This window comes from Rossellomorea sp. ABR4_012 (assembly GCF_056159545.1).
This window is the reverse complement of record NZ_JBSWVK010000001.1, coordinates 550,368-569,353: the sequence shown is the minus strand read 5'-3', so window position 1 is coordinate 569,353 and position 18,986 is coordinate 550,368. Positions and strand designations below refer to the sequence as shown.

19 protein-coding genes are annotated in these 18,986 nt (G+C 45.6%); all 19 read right to left on the bottom strand.

The window, feature by feature from the left end; translation table 11 throughout:
* Positions 1-36 precede the first annotated feature (36 nt).
* The 19 genes from ACXAFV_RS02925 to ACXAFV_RS02835 all read right to left on the bottom strand — a co-directional run bounded on the left by ACXAFV_RS02925 (position 37) and on the right by ACXAFV_RS02835 (position 18,892).
* Entirely contained in the window at positions 37-579 is a 543-nt protein-coding gene (locus tag ACXAFV_RS02925; protein WP_475124343.1) for a TIGR01440 family protein, read from the bottom strand.
* A gap of 15 nt (positions 580-594) precedes the next feature.
* The gene (gene rpiB / locus ACXAFV_RS02920) at positions 595-1,035 is read right to left on the bottom strand and encodes a ribose 5-phosphate isomerase B (protein ID WP_475124341.1); all 441 of its coding nucleotides are present in this window, start codon (positions 1,033-1,035) and stop codon (positions 595-597) included.
* A 243-nt stretch (positions 1,036-1,278) separates the two neighbouring features.
* The gene (locus ACXAFV_RS02915) at positions 1,279-2,568 is read right to left on the bottom strand and encodes a methyl-accepting chemotaxis protein (RefSeq protein ID WP_475124340.1); all 1,290 of its coding nucleotides are present in this window, start codon (positions 2,566-2,568) and stop codon (positions 1,279-1,281) included.
* Positions 2,569-2,589: 21 nt separating this feature from the next.
* Entirely contained in the window at positions 2,590-3,033 is a 444-nt protein-coding gene (locus tag ACXAFV_RS02910; RefSeq protein ID WP_475124338.1) for a low molecular weight protein arginine phosphatase, read from the bottom strand.
* Positions 3,034-3,459: 426 nt separating this feature from the next.
* Positions 3,460-4,014 (bottom strand): manganese efflux pump MntP, encoded by a 555-nt coding sequence (locus ACXAFV_RS02905; protein ID WP_475124337.1) that lies wholly within the window; start codon positions 4,012-4,014, stop codon positions 3,460-3,462.
* A 264-nt stretch (positions 4,015-4,278) separates the two neighbouring features.
* A complete protein-coding gene (locus ACXAFV_RS02900; protein WP_475124336.1) occupies positions 4,279-5,319 on the bottom strand; it encodes an L-threonylcarbamoyladenylate synthase in 1,041 nt (346 codons plus the stop codon).
* A gap of 354 nt (positions 5,320-5,673) precedes the next feature.
* Positions 5,674-6,114, bottom strand: coding sequence for a GNAT family N-acetyltransferase (locus ACXAFV_RS02895; RefSeq protein ID WP_475124334.1), 441 nt, complete (start codon positions 6,112-6,114; stop codon positions 5,674-5,676).
* 302 nt (positions 6,115-6,416) lie between these two features.
* Positions 6,417-7,352: a stage II sporulation protein R gene (gene spoIIR, locus ACXAFV_RS02890; protein ID WP_475124332.1), complete on the bottom strand. Its 936-nt coding sequence runs from the start codon at positions 7,350-7,352 to the stop codon at positions 6,417-6,419.
* Between the two features lie 345 nt (positions 7,353-7,697).
* The gene (gene prmC / locus ACXAFV_RS02885; protein WP_475124330.1) at positions 7,698-8,570 is read right to left on the bottom strand and encodes a peptide chain release factor N(5)-glutamine methyltransferase; all 873 of its coding nucleotides are present in this window, start codon (positions 8,568-8,570) and stop codon (positions 7,698-7,700) included.
* Position 8,571: 1 nt separating this feature from the next.
* Positions 8,572-9,645: a peptide chain release factor 1 gene (gene prfA, locus ACXAFV_RS02880; RefSeq protein ID WP_475124328.1), complete on the bottom strand. Its 1,074-nt coding sequence runs from the start codon at positions 9,643-9,645 to the stop codon at positions 8,572-8,574.
* Positions 9,646-9,819: 174 nt separating this feature from the next.
* On the bottom strand, positions 9,820-10,281 hold the full coding sequence (locus tag ACXAFV_RS02875; RefSeq protein ID WP_475124327.1) for a hypothetical protein: 462 nt from the start codon (positions 10,279-10,281) through the stop codon (positions 9,820-9,822).
* Between the two features lie 220 nt (positions 10,282-10,501).
* On the bottom strand, positions 10,502-11,113 hold the full coding sequence (locus ACXAFV_RS02870) for a thymidine kinase (RefSeq protein WP_475124325.1): 612 nt from the start codon (positions 11,111-11,113) through the stop codon (positions 10,502-10,504).
* A gap of 512 nt (positions 11,114-11,625) precedes the next feature.
* Positions 11,626-11,838, bottom strand: a complete 213-nt coding sequence (rpmE, locus tag ACXAFV_RS02865; protein ID WP_175990003.1) for a 50S ribosomal protein L31 — start codon at positions 11,836-11,838, stop codon at positions 11,626-11,628.
* A 210-nt stretch (positions 11,839-12,048) separates the two neighbouring features.
* Entirely contained in the window at positions 12,049-13,311 is a 1,263-nt protein-coding gene (gene rho / locus ACXAFV_RS02860) for a transcription termination factor Rho (protein ID WP_475124323.1), read from the bottom strand.
* Between the two features lie 615 nt (positions 13,312-13,926).
* On the bottom strand, positions 13,927-14,889 hold the full coding sequence (glpX, locus tag ACXAFV_RS02855) for a class II fructose-bisphosphatase (protein ID WP_475124322.1): 963 nt from the start codon (positions 14,887-14,889) through the stop codon (positions 13,927-13,929).
* A gap of 271 nt (positions 14,890-15,160) precedes the next feature.
* A complete protein-coding gene (locus ACXAFV_RS02850) occupies positions 15,161-16,444 on the bottom strand; it encodes a UDP-N-acetylglucosamine 1-carboxyvinyltransferase (RefSeq protein WP_475124320.1) in 1,284 nt (427 codons plus the stop codon).
* A gap of 224 nt (positions 16,445-16,668) precedes the next feature.
* On the bottom strand, positions 16,669-17,310 hold the full coding sequence (gene fsa / locus ACXAFV_RS02845) for a fructose-6-phosphate aldolase (protein WP_475124319.1): 642 nt from the start codon (positions 17,308-17,310) through the stop codon (positions 16,669-16,671).
* A gap of 180 nt (positions 17,311-17,490) precedes the next feature.
* Entirely contained in the window at positions 17,491-18,348 is an 858-nt protein-coding gene (fdaB, locus tag ACXAFV_RS02840) for a class IIb fructose-bisphosphate aldolase FdaB (RefSeq protein ID WP_475124318.1), read from the bottom strand.
* A 181-nt stretch (positions 18,349-18,529) separates the two neighbouring features.
* The gene (locus ACXAFV_RS02835) at positions 18,530-18,892 is read right to left on the bottom strand and encodes a response regulator (protein WP_175989997.1); all 363 of its coding nucleotides are present in this window, start codon (positions 18,890-18,892) and stop codon (positions 18,530-18,532) included.
* Positions 18,893-18,986 lie beyond the last annotated feature (94 nt).

The following is an 18,986-nucleotide window of genomic DNA, read 5'->3' as shown; positions in this document are numbered from 1 at the left end:
TGAAAGACGAGCCTCAGGTCTTACCCAGCCTTTATCTCATTCATAAACAGCCCGTACTCCGCCAATCAGCTTCGGCCGGGTTACAGCGAGCGTTACATGCGCCCCGCCAAGGCTCTTCTGAGACACTCTCACCGGCACCGCCACGTGCTTCAGCTGCATGCCGATGAACGTGTCACCGATATCGATCCCGGCATCCGCTTTGATGAACTCCACCATGACGGGATCTTCAAACGAGCGGTAAGCATGGGTCGCCATTGCTCCGCCAGCTGACCTTGCAGGCACGACGGTCACTTCATCAAGACGCAGCCGCTCAACCGTTTCACGTTCCAGCACGATCGCACGGTTCAAATGCTCACAGCATTGAAACGCAAGCGATACTCCGGCAGAATCCGCAAACTCTTTCAACTCACCATAGATCATCTCTGCAACATCAAATGTTCCGGCTGTCCCGATTCGTTCACCGATGACTTCAGAAGTCGAACATCCCACCACAAAAACCAGTCCTTTTTTCAACGAAACCTTTTCCTTGAATTCTGTTAATATGCTGCGAAGCTGTTCCTGCAATTGAGTGATTTCCATGAAACCCACTTCCTATTATTTGTCTTCGTATGCCGTGATTTTACCGATTCGGTTGGCGTGACGTCCGCCTTCGAATTCTGTTCCCAGCCATGTCTTTGCGATTTCGCGGGCCAGCCCAGGTCCGATGACGCGTTCGCCCATTGCAAGCATGTTACTGTCATTATGTTCACGTGTCGCTTTCGCACTGAATACATCGTGCACAAGCGCACAGCGAATGCCTTTTACCTTATTGGCGGAAATGCTCATGCCGATGCCGGTTCCGCAGATCAAAATGCCGCGGTCAAACTCGCCGCTCGCCACCTTCTCAGCAACAGGAACCGCATAATCCGGATAGTCGACTGAAGTACCACATTCACAACCAAAATCCTCATATTCAAGTCCCAGTTCTTCCATTAATGATTTGATTTCTTCACGAATATTAACCCCGCCGTGATCTGACGCAATTGCGATTTTCATCCATCGTCACTCCCCATTTTTGACTAGTGTTTGTTTCCTTTTATTTTGACATACCCATGTAAATAGATAAAGTTTTTCATCTTAGGAAAAAAGTCGTTATTACGACGGCCCCCCTCCCCTATCTTGAAGGCCCGTCCCTCGGTACTTTAACGCGGCACCGCACGCTGGGACGGGCCTTCAAAAAGTCCATCCAAAATGAAAAAATAGCATAGACTCGGAAGCCCATGCTATTCACAAATACGATTATAAATGAAAACGGGTGATCGTCCCCTTCAACGACTCAGCCTGTTTCTTCAGGTTCAACGCCAATTCTTCGACATTTTCCATGACGGCAGCCTGTTCACGCGTCGCTTCCGACACTTCCTCCGCTCCTGCAGAGGTTTCTTCTGCGATCGCCGCCACTTCCTGGGATTGCTGGGAAGTAAGCTGGATGCTTTCCATTTGTCTGTCGACAAGACCGGAGATTTTCTGAACCGAGTCTGCCACTTCATGAATCGTGTTTGTCATTGTTTCGATGACTACATTCGTTTCCGAACCTTTTTCTGCTTCCTTATTGGCAGTCGTCACCTGGTTTGTAATCTGCCCGACCACATTTCCGACTTCCGTCTGAATATTTTTGATCAGATCAGAAATCCCTTGAACCGCTTTTCCGCTTTCATCCGCAAGCTTACGCACTTCCTCCGCTACAACGGCAAATCCTTTCCCGTGCTCACCGGCGCGTGCCGCTTCAATCGAAGCATTCAGCGCAAGCAGGTTCGTCTGGTTGGCGATATCCCCAACCAATTGGATGATCTGCTCCACCTTTTTCGCGTTATCCTCCAACCGGCGGACAACCACAAGTGAATCTTCATTTCCTTTCGCGAGCGTCGTGATCCCTTCCACTAATGAATGAATGACCTCTTTGCTGCCCTGAAGCTCTGTGACCATGTTTTTAGACAGCTGCTCTGAAGATTTTGAGTGGTTCTGCACTTCTTGTGCTATTTGAATGACATCTTCAACCGATTCAGCTGTTGTCTGAATGGACATGGCTGAACTTTCAGCGCCGGCGGATATTTCACTGATCGTCCTTGAAATCGCATCCGCCTGCTGTGAAGCCACTTCAGACGCCTTTGATAAATCCACTACATTTGAATTTGTTTTTGTAAAATTCTCCTCGATGCTGGACACCATGTCCCGAAGGTTATGAAGCATGCGGTTGAATGCGAGTCCAAGCGCACGGATTTCATCATCGGACTTCGGCACTTCCACTTCAACCGCGATGTCACCCTCAGCAGCTTTTAAGGCAGCCTGCTCCAGACGTTGCAGCGGTTTTACAATAAAACCGGCCGCAAAAAATGCCAGCACCGCGGACCAGAAAACACCCATGCCTAACGTGACACTTGTAAATAAAAACTCATTCATGTCCGGTGCAAAATTCGGTTTGATAAAATAAATGAAAAATGCCGAGGTCGAATACGTGACCAATGCCAAAATCGTAATAAAGAATACCAATTTCTTTCTAAGACCGGACTTATACCTTCTCTCTTTCCCCATCCCTTTTCTCTCCTCAAAAAATCAATCTTTTTCTAGCTTGTTGATCAATTGCTCGATCAGCGAATCCAACTCTGAATATGTATGTCTATAGATGTCCACACTTCCTCCGAAGGGATCGGAAACGTCCATGTCTTCAGGATCCTCAAGCACATATTCCTTTAAAGTGAACACTTTATCGGAAGCTTCCGGATACTGATCCATGATCGCCCATTTATGATGAGCGGTCATCGTAAACACATAGTCCGCCCAGTCGATGTCCTTTTTTCGGAGCGTGCTGGATTGGTGCTCATGTTTTATATCGTTCTCTTTCAGAACTTCTTTAGCCTGAAATGAAGCATCACTTCCATCCATTGCAAAAACACCGGATGATTTCACCTCAAACCGCTCGGCCCCTCTATGTCTCAATACCGCCTCCGCCATCGGACTGCGGCACGTATTTCCCGTGCAAACAAACAAGATCTTCATCATCTCATCCTCCTTTTAACCTATTATAAAATAATTTCCAATTCCTAAATAGGACATTCACAAAGAATACAAAAAGAAAAGCGGAAGGGCTTTGGTCAGAGGCGGGTGGCATAAGACGAACAGGCCATGAAGGCGCTTTTTGCCTTCTTGTTCGGTTTGGCTAATGATATGTGCCTCTAAGCCCTGGAGCTGAACAAAAAGAAAAGTGTCACTTCTGGAGCTGACCGTTCCTTTTCACTCCAGGCACTTGCTTTCCTCGAGCTCCTAAGTCTAAACGATAGAAACGATATACCTTCAGAACAGCTTCTTCGTTCCAAATAAAACACAAAAACGCCCCATCACATTAAAGCAGCGAGGGACGGGCTTTTAGCGCTTTAAAGCAGTCTGGGACGGGCCTTCAAATTCATCAAATTCATTTCTATCAATCTACAATGGCAGCAGCAGCTTGATCCCGAACGCAAATAGGATGCTACCTCCGAGTGCTTCGCTGTAGGTGCCGAGGACGCCTTGAAATTTTCTTCCGAGCAAGAGGCCGATCCAGGTCAGGAGGGTGGCAGCCACCCCGAAGCAAACTAGCGCCACAGCTGTCCGCGCGCCGAAAATTCCGAGGGTCAAGCCGACCGAAAAACTGTCTAAACTTACACTCAGCGCAAATAACATGAGACCGAAGCCCACCGGAGAAATCAGTGTCGTTTCTTCATCTTTAAAACTGGAGAAAAACATCTGTATGCCAAGCACAACCAGGAGTATGCCACCCGCGTATGTAGCAAACGATCCGAAAGTGTCGGATAAAAATTTCCCCGTCATCATTCCAAAGAGCGGCATGAACACGTGAAAAATGCCGACCGTCAATCCTATGTAAAAAATCTGCTTCAATCGAAGCTGAAACATTCCCATACCAATACCGATCGAAAAGGCATCCATCCCGAGTGCAAATGCCATTAACATAAGGGTAATCAATTCTCCGATAAGTGTTGTCATTTCTTTTCCTCCTCTGGACGTGCCTTCAAGACAAACTTATGCACGTCCAAAAAGAAATAGAATGACAAAAATATGCAGTGGCATCGGTCGCTGTTTTTCACACCGTTATTACAACAAAAATCCCCTGCCGTTCGCTATCACTACACGAACCAGCAGGGGGTTTTTACTTAAATATTTAAGTTCATATACGGTTTAATCCGCTCCATATCAGTTTTTCACGCTAAAAACCATTCCAGCCAATTCAAACTCCTCAGTGACAACAGATCAAGCCTTGATCACCCGATACCCCGCAGCTTTCTGAAGCCGGTTCATAATCGCAAGCCCTACTCCCTCTTCAGGGAACATCTCAGCAAATATGATATCCACGTCACTATTATTAAATGCCCGCAGTGTATCGTATAGCCCATGAGCGACCGTTTTCAAATCGTCTCGCCGTCCAACGGAAAGCACGACATCGGCACGGTAATCGTCCACAAATTCATCCGTGGTCAACACACCGGCTTTCAATCCCTCACTCTTTTTCTCATCCACGAGCTTCTGCACGTCATCCCGCGTCCCATCGACCAAGTAGACGGGGGCATCCGGAGCATAATGCTTGTACTTCATCCCGGGTGATTTCGGCGCTCCCTTCCCTTCTTTCAATGAAGGATCGACACCCACTTCCCCGACGACTTCCTCAAGCTGCTCCTTCGTGACTCCGCCCGGCCGTAAAATGACAGGAGCCGGTCCTGTACAATCGACAACGGTGGATTCGACGCCAACACCCGTCTCTCCGCCGTCCACTACACCGATGATTCTGTCCTCAAGGTCATCGATCACGTGCTGAGCCGTGGTCGGGCTCGGTTTTCCAGAACGATTCGCACTTGGAGCCGCAATCGGCAAACCAGCTTCTTCAATAATGGCAAGCGCAACAGGATGGTCCGGCATCCGGATCGCGACCGTATCGAGTCCAGCCGTCACCCTTTCAGAAAGCACTCCATCTTCTTTATGAAAAATGAGGGTCAACGGTCCCGGCCAGTAAGCAGAAATCAATTTTTCCGCTGCTTCCGGAATCTCTTCAACCAACTCTATTAATTGATCTTTATTCGAGATGTGGACAATCAGTGGATTATCGGATGGCCTTCCTTTTGCTTTAAAAATTTTATCGACGGCCTCATCACTTTTTGCGTTTGCTCCAAGCCCATAAACCGTCTCTGTCGGAAATGCCACGACTTCATTTTGTTGCAAAATCCGAGCTGCATCCACAATTTGTGGATAACTTTCGTTTTTATCCACATCATTTTCCACAATCCAACGTTTTATCATATCATTCGTCCACCTTTTTCAATCAAGCATACATCTATTCACATTAATGTGGATAAACACTGAATTATCAAGTGTTCCACAATCATACCCATTTGAAAGTATAAAAGAAACCTACTAAATTCTCAAGCATTATCCACAAAACGTGCATAAACCGCACCCCTCTGTGGATAACCCTGTGGACGAGTGTGAATAATTCTGAAAAAAGAGACATTTCGACAAACTCCCGCTTTCACCCGTTTTTTGTCGAATCCACTCATAAAAAAATCGGACCATTTTGTTGAAAAATGATCCGTCTCTTGGATTGAACATCCCTGGTTTTTAAATCACATGTTTGTCGAATCTTCGAGTTTCCCCTTACAGTTGAAGGCTCATCGTCAGCAGGTTATCCACTGTGGATAACTGTTTGGCATGAACGAAATCTTTCAGTTCATCCACAAACGCCTGTGGTTCCTGTTGAAAACCTAATACTTCAAAGAAATTTAATGAAGCTCTTCGATTTGTAATCAAGTAAAGCTTAGATAAGTCTTTTTCTTTTGCCAGCTTAAAAATCTCCTGGAAAAGAGTAAAAATTTCTTCACTGTCAAAGGCAGGAGTGACAACCAGCGAACGAAGCAGCCCGGTACCGCCCCGCATCTCGATTCCAAGCGTCCCGATCAGATTCTGTTCCTCATCTTCCACCACCAGGAAACAGTCAATCGTGTTCTTAACCCCTTCAGTGCTCAATCCCGCTTTAACAAGAAATCCGATCACTTTATAAATATCCTGATGTGTTGCCTGCCTGATTGTTTTTGTCATTTTGTGTTCCTCCCTTTTTTCTATCATCCTTACTGATAATTTATGAGAGGGAGGGAAGATTAGAACTATTATTTAGTAGATTTCTATTTTCGATAGAATGCTTTTGAACACCGCTGTTGATTTCCGTGGAAGACTTCGCTTTCCGCGGGTAGCGCGTGAGCCTCCGTGGTCTCACATAAGCTACTTTTCCCGCAGGAGTCTTCGTCTCCCACTCCACTCAAAAGCTGGAATCACCCTTAAAACAACAATCATATTCTTTTTACAAAGTAACAAGGCCCCATCTGAAAGATGAGGCCTAACACTTATTTAAACAATGATTTAACCAAGTCAACCACGAAGAACCTTACCTCTGCTTCTTTCTGCTCTCCTTCTTCTACAAAAACCTGTTCATTAACTGGTTGTTTTTTCTTTTCCACATCTTTTTGTGTCTGAAATCCTTCAAATAATCTGTTTTCTTTAACGATGGTGTCTTGAGACTTTACTCGTTCCAAGCTTTCTTCAACAGCTTCTTGCTCTTCTACTACTCCGGATGCAACTTCCATTGCCTCTTCCACTACTTCAGTAGCAATTTTTTCAGAAGGATTATCCTGCCCGATTTCATCTTTCGAAGCTAATTCAGTCGCCACTTCTTCAGCAAGTTCCTCTGTTTCTGCCGCGAGTTCGTCTTCCGGATCCACTTCGGTGATTTCTTCACCACTTGCTTCGACCGTCGTTTCAAATCCCGGGCTTCTTACCGCGTTGCCTGTTGAAAAATCCAGGAAGCAGAGCGGCGGGTACAGAACGCACCACCAGTTAGCCCCTTCACCTTTTCCGAGTGTGATCAATACCGCTTCATACTCACCAGCCGGATACAGATACTGTCCATAAAGCTTTGTCGGGAACTCAACCTTGCCAAAATCGATTTTAACGCTTTGCTCCAGCCCTTGGGCTGCCACTACTTCTTCTGCAATCTTCTGAAGTTCCGGCAGTCCCGCTTTGATGATGTCCTTCGCTTCTTCCTGAGATGTGAGGCTGCCGACCCATTCTGTAATCTCTTTATTTACCTCATCGCGCACCAATCTTTTCACGTTCTGGTCTTTCTCTAAGTCACTGTTTGCCAGGATGCGCAGGCGTATCGCTTCCTGTGGAATCACCATCGGCTCCTGTGCAACGATTTCCTGTTTCGGAATATATAAACTTAAGATTGTCCCTAAAGTTAGAATCAAGATATAAGATAATACCGCGTGTTTTGTTTTCATTTTCTCTCCACCTTCCCCTCAGTAAAACAGTCTGGACAAGAAGGAGAAATCTTAAACTAGTAAATTGATATTTTTTCTAAACGCTTGATGCTAATGCCTAATCCTGAAAATATTCGTTTTGATAATATATTCTTGTTTTTGATAATAAACCTTCTGTTTTTGATAAAATAATTGGATTTTTGATAATAAATCCCTTGTTTTTGATAATAAATAGCTATGCTTCCACAGCCTGCTGCCTATTATTCTATTAAAACACCGATCACGGGCTCATTTTCATATAATGAAGGGCAAATTCTTTAAATTCAACAAAAATAGGCTCCTTTTTCAAAAAAGGAGCCTTTTAAATCAAATATTATGCCTGCAGCAAAAAACCATCCGGTCCTTACCGTTAATATCAAATACAACTTCCGTCTCCGCGTCCGGAAATGTGTCCCGAAGCATGTCGGCTACAGTTTCACCCTGGCCGGTACCGACTTCGAATCCGATCAAAAACGTTTCGTTCATAACAGCCGGCAGCTCGTCCATAAACCGCCGGTACAAATCATATCCGTCTTCCCCGCCAAACAACGCGAGCTGCGGCTCATGGTCCACGACCACTTCAGACATCGTTTCACGATCACCCAAAGGTATATAAGGGGGATTCGAAAGCATAATGTCCAGCTTCACACCCATATCCACCAAAGGCTGCAGCAGATCCCCTTGGTAAAAATCAATCTCCGCTCCCAGCCGATGACAGTTTTCCTTTGCCACAGCCAGCGCTTCCTCAGAGATATCTACCGCCACCATTTCAAGGGGAAAGTCCTTACTTTCAAGCTTCAACGTTACCGCAATCGCTCCGCTTCCAGTACCGATATCCGCGGCACGTAGCGAATCACCTCGACCAAACAGCCGCTTCATTTTCTCAAGGCCATAATAGATGAGCTCTTCCGTTTCCGGTCTTGGAATCAGCACATGCTCATTCACCTTGAATGACCTGCCGTAAAACTCTTCATATCCGATGATATGCTGGATCGGCACCCCGCCGGCATGCTTTCGGATCCCCTCCTGGAACTCTTCCCATTTTTCCTGAGGGACCTCACTCCGCTGTTCGGCAAGCAGTGAAGAACGTGACATTCCAAGCAGGTGGCGCAAATAGATTTCACCAGCATTTTCATCGCGGTTATGTTCTTTTAAAAAAGAAGAAGCCCACTTAAGGGCTTCAAATACAGTCACGGTCATTTTACACTTCTTCCATTCTTTCAAGGAGCTTGGATTGATCTTCGATGATCAGTGCATCGATGACTTCATCCATCTTCCCTTCAAGGATCTGGTCAAGCTTTTGGATCGTCAGACCGATACGGTGGTCAGTCACGCGATTTTGCGGGAAGTTGTACGTACGGATACGTTCAGAGCGGTCACCCGTCCCAACGGCAGACTTACGGTTTGCATCGTATTCAGCCTGGACTTCACGTTGGAATTTATCATATACGCGGGCACGCAATACTTTCATCGCTTTCTCTTTGTTCTTGATCTGCGATTTTTCATCCTGACACGAAACCACTACGCCTGTTGGCATGTGAGTCAAACGTACAGCAGACATCGTCGTATTGACCGATTGCCCACCTGGTCCGCTGGACGCGAATGTATCGACGCGGATATCTTTTTCATGGATATCGACTTCCACTTCTTCCGCTTCCGGCAGACAAGCAACTGTTGCAGTAGACGTATGGATACGGCCGCCGGATTCCGTTTCTGGAACACGCTGCACGCGGTGCGCACCATTTTCGTATTTCATTTTGGAATAGGCACCGTTACCTGTGATCATAAAGATAATCTCTTTATAACCGCCGACACCTGAAGAACTCGCTTCCATGACTTCGATTTTCCAGCCTTGGGATTCAGCATAACGGCTGTACATGCGGTATAGGTCACCCGCAAATAGAGCGGCTTCATCTCCGCCGGCTGCTCCGCGAACCTCCATGATTACGTTCTTGTCATCATTCGGGTCTTTCGGAATCAATAATATTTTCAAACGCTCTTCCAGTGCATCAATCTGCTCTTCAAGCTCGGATACTTCTTCTTTTACCATTTCGCGCATGTCAGCATCAAGCTTCTCATCCAGCATCGCTTTCGCATCTTTATACTGCTGACTGATGTCTTTATATTCGCGGTAAGCCTCTACCGTCGCTTGGATATCTGACTGCTCTTTCGAATATTCTCTTAGCTTCTTTGGGTCATTCACAATTTCCGGATCACTCAATAGCTCATTTAACTTATCATAGCGATCTTCCACTGCTTGTAAACGATCGAACACAGCTATTCACCTCAATTTTAATCCATAACAGTCTAATTATATTATATGAGATGGGTAAAAACAAGAAGGTTCGGATTGCGGCTGATTTCCTGATGATGGGTTCAGGCTTCATTATGTAAAAATAACAAAAGGCAAGCAGAATCCATCTTCCACTTGCCCCATTCAAGCTATTATTTATCTTTCCGTAATCTTTACATTCACATCATATCGAGGAAGCGCTTGTTCGAGTTTCTTCTTTAACTTTGCTTCTTCTCGATCCGTTTCTTTGGCGGTCATTTCATTTTTCGTATGGGCCGTCACCCACATTTGTTCACCATTGATCCAGACCTCATCTGCTTCAAAATGGGAGTACTCGTTCACGACTTCCCGCGCTTTATCTTCATAGACGCCCATCGTTGTCGATGTGTTCTCCATATTGTTCGTCAGGTTCGGAAAATTGGGATTCTGATTCATGCTCTCGCCTTTTTTCACATTTCTCGGGTCATTATCCATATGTGGCCTGCGGTTATCGATGAATTGAGTCCCGCCGTCATCGTTATGAGCCCCATACTCCGACTCCTGATTCACAGTGCCGCAAGCAGTCGCAATGATAAAAACCACCGTAAAGAACAGAGCAAGCATCATTCTCTTCATCATGCCAAAACACCTCCTGATATTACGTTTTCCTACAGGAGCATCGTTATACCAGGTGAATTTTGGCTGTTCCACCCAACTTCAAGGCCCGTCCCAGACTGCTTCACCGCATTAAACCACCGAGGGACGGGCCTTTGAAACGTTCAATATCGGCCTTCAATATTGAACCAAAAAAAACCGCCATCCCATACGGATAGCGGTTTAACTTAAGTCAAATAATAAATTATAATTCCTTTACCATATCAGGTGATACACTCAGGCCTTTTGGAACCTCATGATGATGACGGCATCTTGGTTCGTAGGCTTCTGATGCACCGACAAGGATGACCGGATCGTCGTAGCCGGCCGGTTCACCGTTGATTAGGCGCTGTGTCCGGCTCGCCGGAGAGCCGCAGACGGCACATACAGCTTGAAGCTTGGTCACTTGTTCCGCAATGGACATGAGCGCCGGCATCGGACCGAATGGTTCCCCGCGGAAATCCTGGTCGAGTCCCGCAAGGATCACGCGGTAACCGCTGTTCGCAAGCTTCTGCACGACTTCCACAATGCCTTCGTCGAAAAATTGAACCTCGTCAATAGCGACTACATCCACCTGTGGATTCAGATCCTCTAGGATGACAGCCGATTCCTCAACTGCCTTTGCAATGACCGAGGTACCATTGTGAGATACGACGGATTCATCGCTATAGCGATTATCTAATTTTGGCTTATACACAGCAATTTCCTGCTTTGCAAATTGAGTGCGTCTGACTCGGCGGATAAGTTCTTCTGATTTACCTGAGAACATGCTGCCGCAAATGACTTCCACCCAACCGGTTTGCTTCATGACATACACGAAAGCGCCTCTCCTTTCTAACCCCTTATTATGAAAAAGCGGTCCTTCAACGCATCCCTTTTCGCAATTTTCTGTAAACACAATCGCTAAAAAAGGACACATGCCGCTGATGATCTATTAGTATAAAGCATTCCTATATGTACGTAAAAAATGCTCTCTAAACGTGAATTTGACAGAAAAAAAGAGGCACAGCTCTTATTAAAAAACCGCCTCAATCTTGTCTTTAATGAGAAAAGCGCAAGCGCCTTGTTCAGCCCCGACAAGCGTTGGAGGGCCGACCGGTGAAATCGTTTTTTGACTTCAGTGGGCGGACCGAAACGTCTCGAGGGGCTAGGCGCTGGAGCTAGCCATTTCTCAAATATAAGAAATACTATCTTATATTACAATAAAAAACAGGCAAGCAGAATTTCCTTGCCTGTTTTTATACAGTGAAGAGAAGGTTCAGAGAGTCCGTCCCATTCATATGCTAGGCACATAAACGGTATGAACATCCCTGATCTTCTGACTCTTCATTATTGTTGTTTTTGTTTAAGACCGTATTTTTTGTTGAAACGGTCAACACGTCCACCTGCGTCAGCGAATTTCTGACGGCCTGTGTAGAATGGATGGCATTCAGAACATACCTCAACGCGCATTTCTTCTGCTACAGAACCAGTTTCAAATTCGTTACCGCATGCACAACTAACTTTGATCGTGTTGTACTTAGGATGAATTGCTGATTTCATTACTTTCATCTCCTTCCGCCCTGAATCATCTGAAACAGAGTAATTTATTACGAAGATATATGCGATATGAGCATAAGCATGGTAGTAATAGCCAGCCCCTTACCGCATCCATTTTTAAAAACACATTGATTATATTATAACAAGGACATGCTTGTTTTGCAACCTAATAAAATGGAAATCCTGTCCTTTTAAAATAACCCGATTAATAGATTAACGCTTCTTCGCTTCTTCTGTCAACACTTCGAAAAACTCATGATTCGTTTTCGATTGTTTCAGCTTGCGCATAAGTTTCTCTGCGAAATCGGGCTGATCGGACATCGCTTTGCGGATTGCCCATAATTTATCAAGATGATCCTGCTGAATAAGAAGTTCCTCTTTACGCGTACCAGAACGACGGATATCGATTGCCGGGAAGATACGTCTTTCAGCAAGTGAGCGGTCAAGGTGAAGTTCCATGTTACCTGTTCCTTTGAATTCTTCATAAATGACGTCATCCATACGGGAACCAGTGTCAACAAGTGCAGTCGCAAGGACCGTCAAGCTTCCGCCTTCTTCAATGTTACGGGCTGCCCCGAAGAAACGCTTCGGACGGTGGAACGCAGCCGGGTCGATACCGCCTGAAAGCGTACGTCCGCTTGGCGGGATCACAAGGTTATAGGCACGGGCCAGACGAGTGATGCTGTCCATCAGGATCACGACGTCACGCTTGTGTTCAACAAGGCGCATGGCACGTTCAAGGACGAGCTCCGCCACTTTGATATGGTTTTCAGGAACCTCATCAAAGGTTGAAGAAACAACTTCCGCTTCAACTGAACGTTCGATGTCAGTTACTTCCTCCGGGCGCTCATCGATTAATAGGATGATCAGTTCCGCTTCCGGATGATTCGTAGTGATCGAATTCGCGATTTCTTTTAAAAGCATGGTCTTACCAGCTTTAGGCGGTGCCACAATCAGACCGCGCTGACCGAAACCGACCGGCGCCATCAAGTCCATGACACGTGTGGAAATTTTATTCGGTGTTGTTTCAAGCATCATTTGACGATCCGGGTATAAAGGCGTCAATGCAGGGAAATGAACACGTTCCTTCGCTGCTTCCGGCTCTTCCCCATTTACCATTTCTACATGCAGGAGTCCAAAATAACGCTCGTTTTCTTTCGGTGGCCGCACTTTACCGGACACCTTGTCCCCGTTACGAAGATCGAAGCGGCGGATCTGGGAGGCAGAAATATAAATATCCTCTGAACTTGGAGAATAATTGATCGGTCTTAAGAAACCGAAGCCTTCGGATTGGATGATTTCAAGGACACCTTCCATGAAGAAGAAGCCTTCCTGTTCCGCTCTTACTTTCAGAATGGCAAAAATGAGTTCTTTTTTTGTTAATTTACTATAATATGAAACTTTGTATCGTTTAGCCAGCTCATAAAGCTCTTTCAGCTTCATATTTTCTAAGCTGGAGATTGTTAATTCTTCCATTATGACACCACGCTTTATTAATTTGATTGCTGCTTTGAATGAGTGAATTGAAATCAGGGGATTTGCATGTTGTCTTGTTTACCCTCCCGAAGGACAAAACAATCTATGTAAAATAACCCTGTTAATAAAATGAAGAAATAGTATTGAAGCATTAAAAAGAGAATGCTGAAGAAAAAACCTTATCTATTTTAACCATACTTATCGAAAAAGCGCAAGGTACCCTTTTCAACTGTTGATAACTATTCATGGCTTTTCGCTTTTTTCGTGAAGAATTTTGTGTGTTTGAGAAAAAACAGGAAGGTAATTATCACCTGTGAAGAGTAGATGTGGGTGATAAGATGCTGGAGGGGAAAGGCTGACCTCCCCTTCCGCTATCTTTATGAAGATTTCTCTTTTATCTTGCTAGGCTTTGTATTGCCGCTATTGATTTCCGTGCAAGACTTCGCTTTCCGCGGGTAGCCCGTGAGCCTCCTCGTCACTGCGTTCCTGCGGGGTCTCACATTAGCTACTTTTCCCGCAGGAGTCTTCGCCTTGCACTCCAATCAACCGCTGGAACGTTAAAGATAAACAATCACGTTTCTATCAAGTGGCATATTTTCACCACAGCCTACTTGTTTATTTAATAACCAGGTTCGGCTTCTTTTGAAGACTGTGACGGCCGTCGATGAAGCGGACGGTTCCTGATTTCGCACGCATGACGACTGAGTGAGTCAATCCGTATGTTCCTTTCAGCTGAACACCTCTTAAGAGTTCCCCGTCGGTTACGCCTGTTGCAGCGAAAATCGCATCATCGCCAGTTACCAGGTCTTCCATGCGTAAAATTTTATCTACATCAAGCCCCATGCTGATACAGCGCTGGAGCTCGGCATCGTTCTGAGGAAGAAGCTTCCCTTGAATCTCACCGCCAAGGCATTTCAGCGCTACAGCCGCAAGTACACCTTCAGGGGCACCGCCCGATCCAAATAAAATATCGACTCCCGTGTGATCGAATGCTGTATTCATCGCGCCGGCAACATCCCCGTCATTGATCAGCTTGATGCGTGCACCCGCTTCTCTCAATTGCTGGATGATGTGCTCGTGACGCTTACGGTTCAGCACCGTTGCCACGACGTCTTCAATATCTTTGTTCTTTGCTTTTGCCACAGCTTTCAGATTATCGATTACAGAAGCGTTGATATCAATCTCACCAACGGCTTCCGGACCAACCGCAATTTTATCCATATACATATCCGGAGCGTTCAACAGGTTCCCGTGATCGGCAACCGCCAGGACAGCAAGTGCATTCCAGCCTCCGGATGCAACGATATTCGTTCCTTCAAGCGGGTCCACTGCCACATCGACGCGAGGGCCGTATCCTGTCCCAAGCTTTTCACCGATGTACAACATCGGAGCTTCGTCCATTTCCCCTTCGCCGATTACGACAGTTCCCTTCATTGGTACGGTATCAAATACGTCACGCATTGCAGAAGTTGCGGCATCATCCGCTTCGTCCTTCTTACCGCGTCCCATCCATCTAGCTGATGCAAGAGCAGCTCCTTCCGTTACGCGAACCAGCTCCATTGATAAACTTCTTTCCATGTATACAGCCTCCCGAATTCCCTTTTGTAAAAAGCTCTTTTCTAAATAAATACTTGGTTGAATTTTAATCCAGTAAATCCATGCGAATTCAAATATGCACGTTTCTATCTGCTAAAACCAAGCATCAAAAAGCAGCCTTGTCGTACAATAAATTTAAATTGTATAACATATTAACAGATTTATTGTAACACATTTATCGGGTCAGAGAGACCTTTTTTCAAAAAAAGCAAGACCAATCCTTCTCAAAGCTGAGAATTTTTTCATATAACGATTAAGATTTTAATTGTTCAAGTTCTTCTGCCGTCATTTTTTCACGCCAGATCGTTGCGCCGAGTCCTTCGAGCTTTTCGACGAGATCGCTGTAGCCTCGGTCGATGTGTTCAAGACCTGTGACTTCAGTGATTCCTTCTGCCATCAGGCCGGCAATCACTAGAGCCGCTCCTGCGCGAAGATCGCTCGCTTTCACTTTCGCTCCCTGAAGCTGAACAGGACCATTGACGATGGCAGAACGTCCTTCCACTTTGATCGTAGCGTTCATGCGTCTCAGCTCATCGATGTGCTTGAAGCGGGCAGAATAAATCGTATCCGTTACCACGGCGGAACCTTCCGCTCTAGTCAGGAGCGCTGTGAATGGCTGCTGCAGGTCAGTCGGGAATCCAGGATAAACCAGCGTCTTGATATCGACGGCTTTCAGCTTGTCCGCTCTGCCGATAAAGATCTGGTCATCATTCGTTTCAACGGGAACCCCCATTTCACGAAGCTTCGCAATCACTGATTCCATATGTAACGGAATGACATTGTCGATCAGGACGCCTTTTCCTGCTGCTGCAGCAAGAATCATGAACGTACCTGCTTCGATGCGGTCAGGAATGATCGTGTGACGGCAGCCATGGAGCTCATCGACACCGTCAATGCGGATCACATCTGTTCCCGCCCCTTTGATCTTCGCTCCCATATTGCTCAAGAGCGTTGCCACGTCAATGATTTCAGGTTCTTTCGCTGCATTCTCGATAATGGTCCGACCTTTGGCACGGACGGCCGCAAGCATGATATTGATGGTAGCGCCTACACTTACGACATCAAGGTAAATACGCGCACCCTTCAATTCATCGGCGCGGAGATAAATCGCACCCTGCTCATTCGTTACTTCGGCACCGAGCGCTTCAAATCCTTTAATATGCTGATCGATCGGGCGAGGTCCCAAATGGCAGCCCCCCGGAAGACCGATGACCGCTTTTTTGAAGCGTCCCAGCATGGCTCCCATCAGGTAATAGGAAGCACGGAGCTTTTTGACTTTCCCGCTCGGCAGCGGCATGGACACCATCTCACTAGGGTCCACCCTCATTTCTCCATCCTCGAAACTGACCGTTCCGCCGATTTCTTCGAGCAAGTCCTGCAGTGTGCGCACGTCTGAAATATCCGGCAGACCTTCAATCGTAACCGGCGAGTCGGCAAGAATCGTAGCCGGTATCAACGCGACAGCACTGTTTTTCGCACCACTGACTTTTATGGTACCTTCAAGTGGATAACCACCTGCAATCTTAAGCTTTTCCATTTTAATCTCCCTTCCACTGTTCAGTGGTGAAGAGAGGCACTCATTCAGTTTCGAGAGCCTGTTCTCCAGCACGTGAACAAAAAGGATTATTTTTCCATATGAAGACGATCTAAGAAGTGTATTGTCTACTAGTTTATACATATTTCGTCAAAACATGTATAGGATTTTCGATTTTTTTCTTACAGGTCCTTTTGACCTATCATCAAGCGTTTATCTCAAACAAATTATCTGTTATTCCAGTCATTTAAAAAGGCTTCTATTCCTTTATCCGTCAGAGGATGGTTGAATAGCTGCTTCAATACTTTAAGCGGCACGGTTGCAATATGCGCGCCTCTAAGTGCCGCTTCCGTGATATGCTGAGGATGGCGTGTCGATGCTGCGATGATCTCTGTTTCCAGTCCGTGGATTGCAAAGATTTCTGCAATCTTCGAAACCAGTTCAAGACCATCATGACCGATATCATCCAATCTTCCCAGGAAAGGCGAAACATACGTCGCTCCGGCGCGGGCTGCTAAAAGCGCCTGATTCGCACTAAAAATCAACGTGACATTGGTCTTGATCCCTTCTCTGGAAAAAGTGGACGCCGCCGTTAATCCGTCTGGAGTCATCGGAAGCTTGATCGTGATGTTCGGAGCGATTTTAGCGAGCTCCCTTCCTTCCTTGATCATCCCTTCCGCGTTTGTAGCGATGACTTCTGCACTTACAGAACCAGGTACAAGTTCGGTGATTTCTTTCAGGCGTTCTTCAAATGTGACGCCTTTTTCTTTTGCCACAAGAGATGGGTTGGTTGTCACACCTGAAACGATTCCCCATTCAAAAGCTTCTCTGATTTCGTCCATGTTTGCTGTATCGATAAAAAATTTCAAATTTACTACCCCTTTTTCGACAAAATTTTCAATCTTTTTATAATGAACGGAAAGGACTGACCCAAAAAGGGCATTACCTCCCCTGGTGCCAGTCCTCTCCTACTGCTTCATTCTTTTTCTACCACGTTCAGAAAGATCTAATCTGATTCCAGTCACTTTCCAAACATTACCTCTATTCGCTTACGCTTGGTTAGAAGAACCAAATTCACGCATTTTACCAATCACTGTCGATTTGATCGCTTCACGTGCAGGACCCATGTATTTACGTGGATCGTACACTTCAGAATCCGCTGCAAGTACTTCGCGTACTTTTTTAGCAGAAGCGATTTGGTTTTCAGTGTTTACGTTGATTTTAGCTGTTCCGTAAGAGATCGCTTTTTGGATATCTTTTGTTGGGATACCCGTTCCACCGTGCAGTACTAAAGGCACCCCTGTTGCCGCACCGATTTCTTCCATTTCTTTGAATCCAAGGTTTGGTTCACCTTTGTAAGGACCGTGCACTGAACCTAAGGCAGGAGCAAGAGTGTCGATTCCAGTACGTTCAACCAGCTCTTGACATTCTTTAGGATCAGCATAGATAACGCCGTCTGCAACTACGTCATCTTCCTGTCCGCCGACTGTACCAAGCTCAGCTTCAACAGAAACACCTTTAGAGTGAGCATACTCAACCACTTTAGAAGTGATTTCGATATTCTCTTCGAAAGGACCGTGAGAAGCGTCGATCATGACTGATGTGAAACCAGCATCGATTGCTTCTTTGCATTTGTCATAGCTTGAACCGTGATCAAGGTGGATCGCAACAGGTACTGTGATGTTCAAGTCTTCCATAAGACCTTCAACCATTTTCACAACTGTTTTGAAACCGCTCATGTAACGTGCTGCACCTTCAGAAACACCAAGGATGACAGGTGATTTCTCTTCTTCAGCAGCTTGAAGGATCGCTTGAGTGAACTCAAGGTTGTTCAAGTTGAATTGACCAACAGCATAGCTGTTTTCTTTTGCTTTAATAAGCATGTCTTTCATTGAAACTAAAGGCATATTAATTTCCTCCTTTTATTCAGTCAGTGTGCCATTTTTGGTAAGTATAATGGAAGTTTAGCTTGTTCACACCTACATTGTTAACAATTTCACTTGTATCATACCAAAACACAATTGATTTTACCAACTGAAGAGGCCATTTGTAAAAAATACTACTATTTTCACTATTCTAACTTCAGGGTCAAACCGGAATATACTGCCTTACTGCCTGTCTGATATCATCGATGTCAAACGGCTTTGCAAAATGAGTCAATGCTCCCAGGTCCTTCGCTTCCTGGATCATGTCCAGCTCCCCGTACGCGGTCATGATGATCACGCGGATATCCTGGTTCTTCTTTTTCATGCGCTTCAGGATTTCGATCCCATCCATTCCAGGAATTTTCATATCCAGAAGTACCAGATCAGGGGAATGCTTATCAACGATTTCAAGTGCCTGAACGCCATTGGCCGCTTGAAAGGTTTGGTAGCCTTCCTTTTGCAAGACTTCATTTAATAGAATTCGTATACCAAACTGATCATCTACAATAAGTATCTTTTCATTCATATGGCTTAATCCCCTTTTTAAATAAAATGAAATATGTATTTTGTCTATAGGTTTAATTCTATAGATTATCCGATAGATTGACGACAGTATTTAT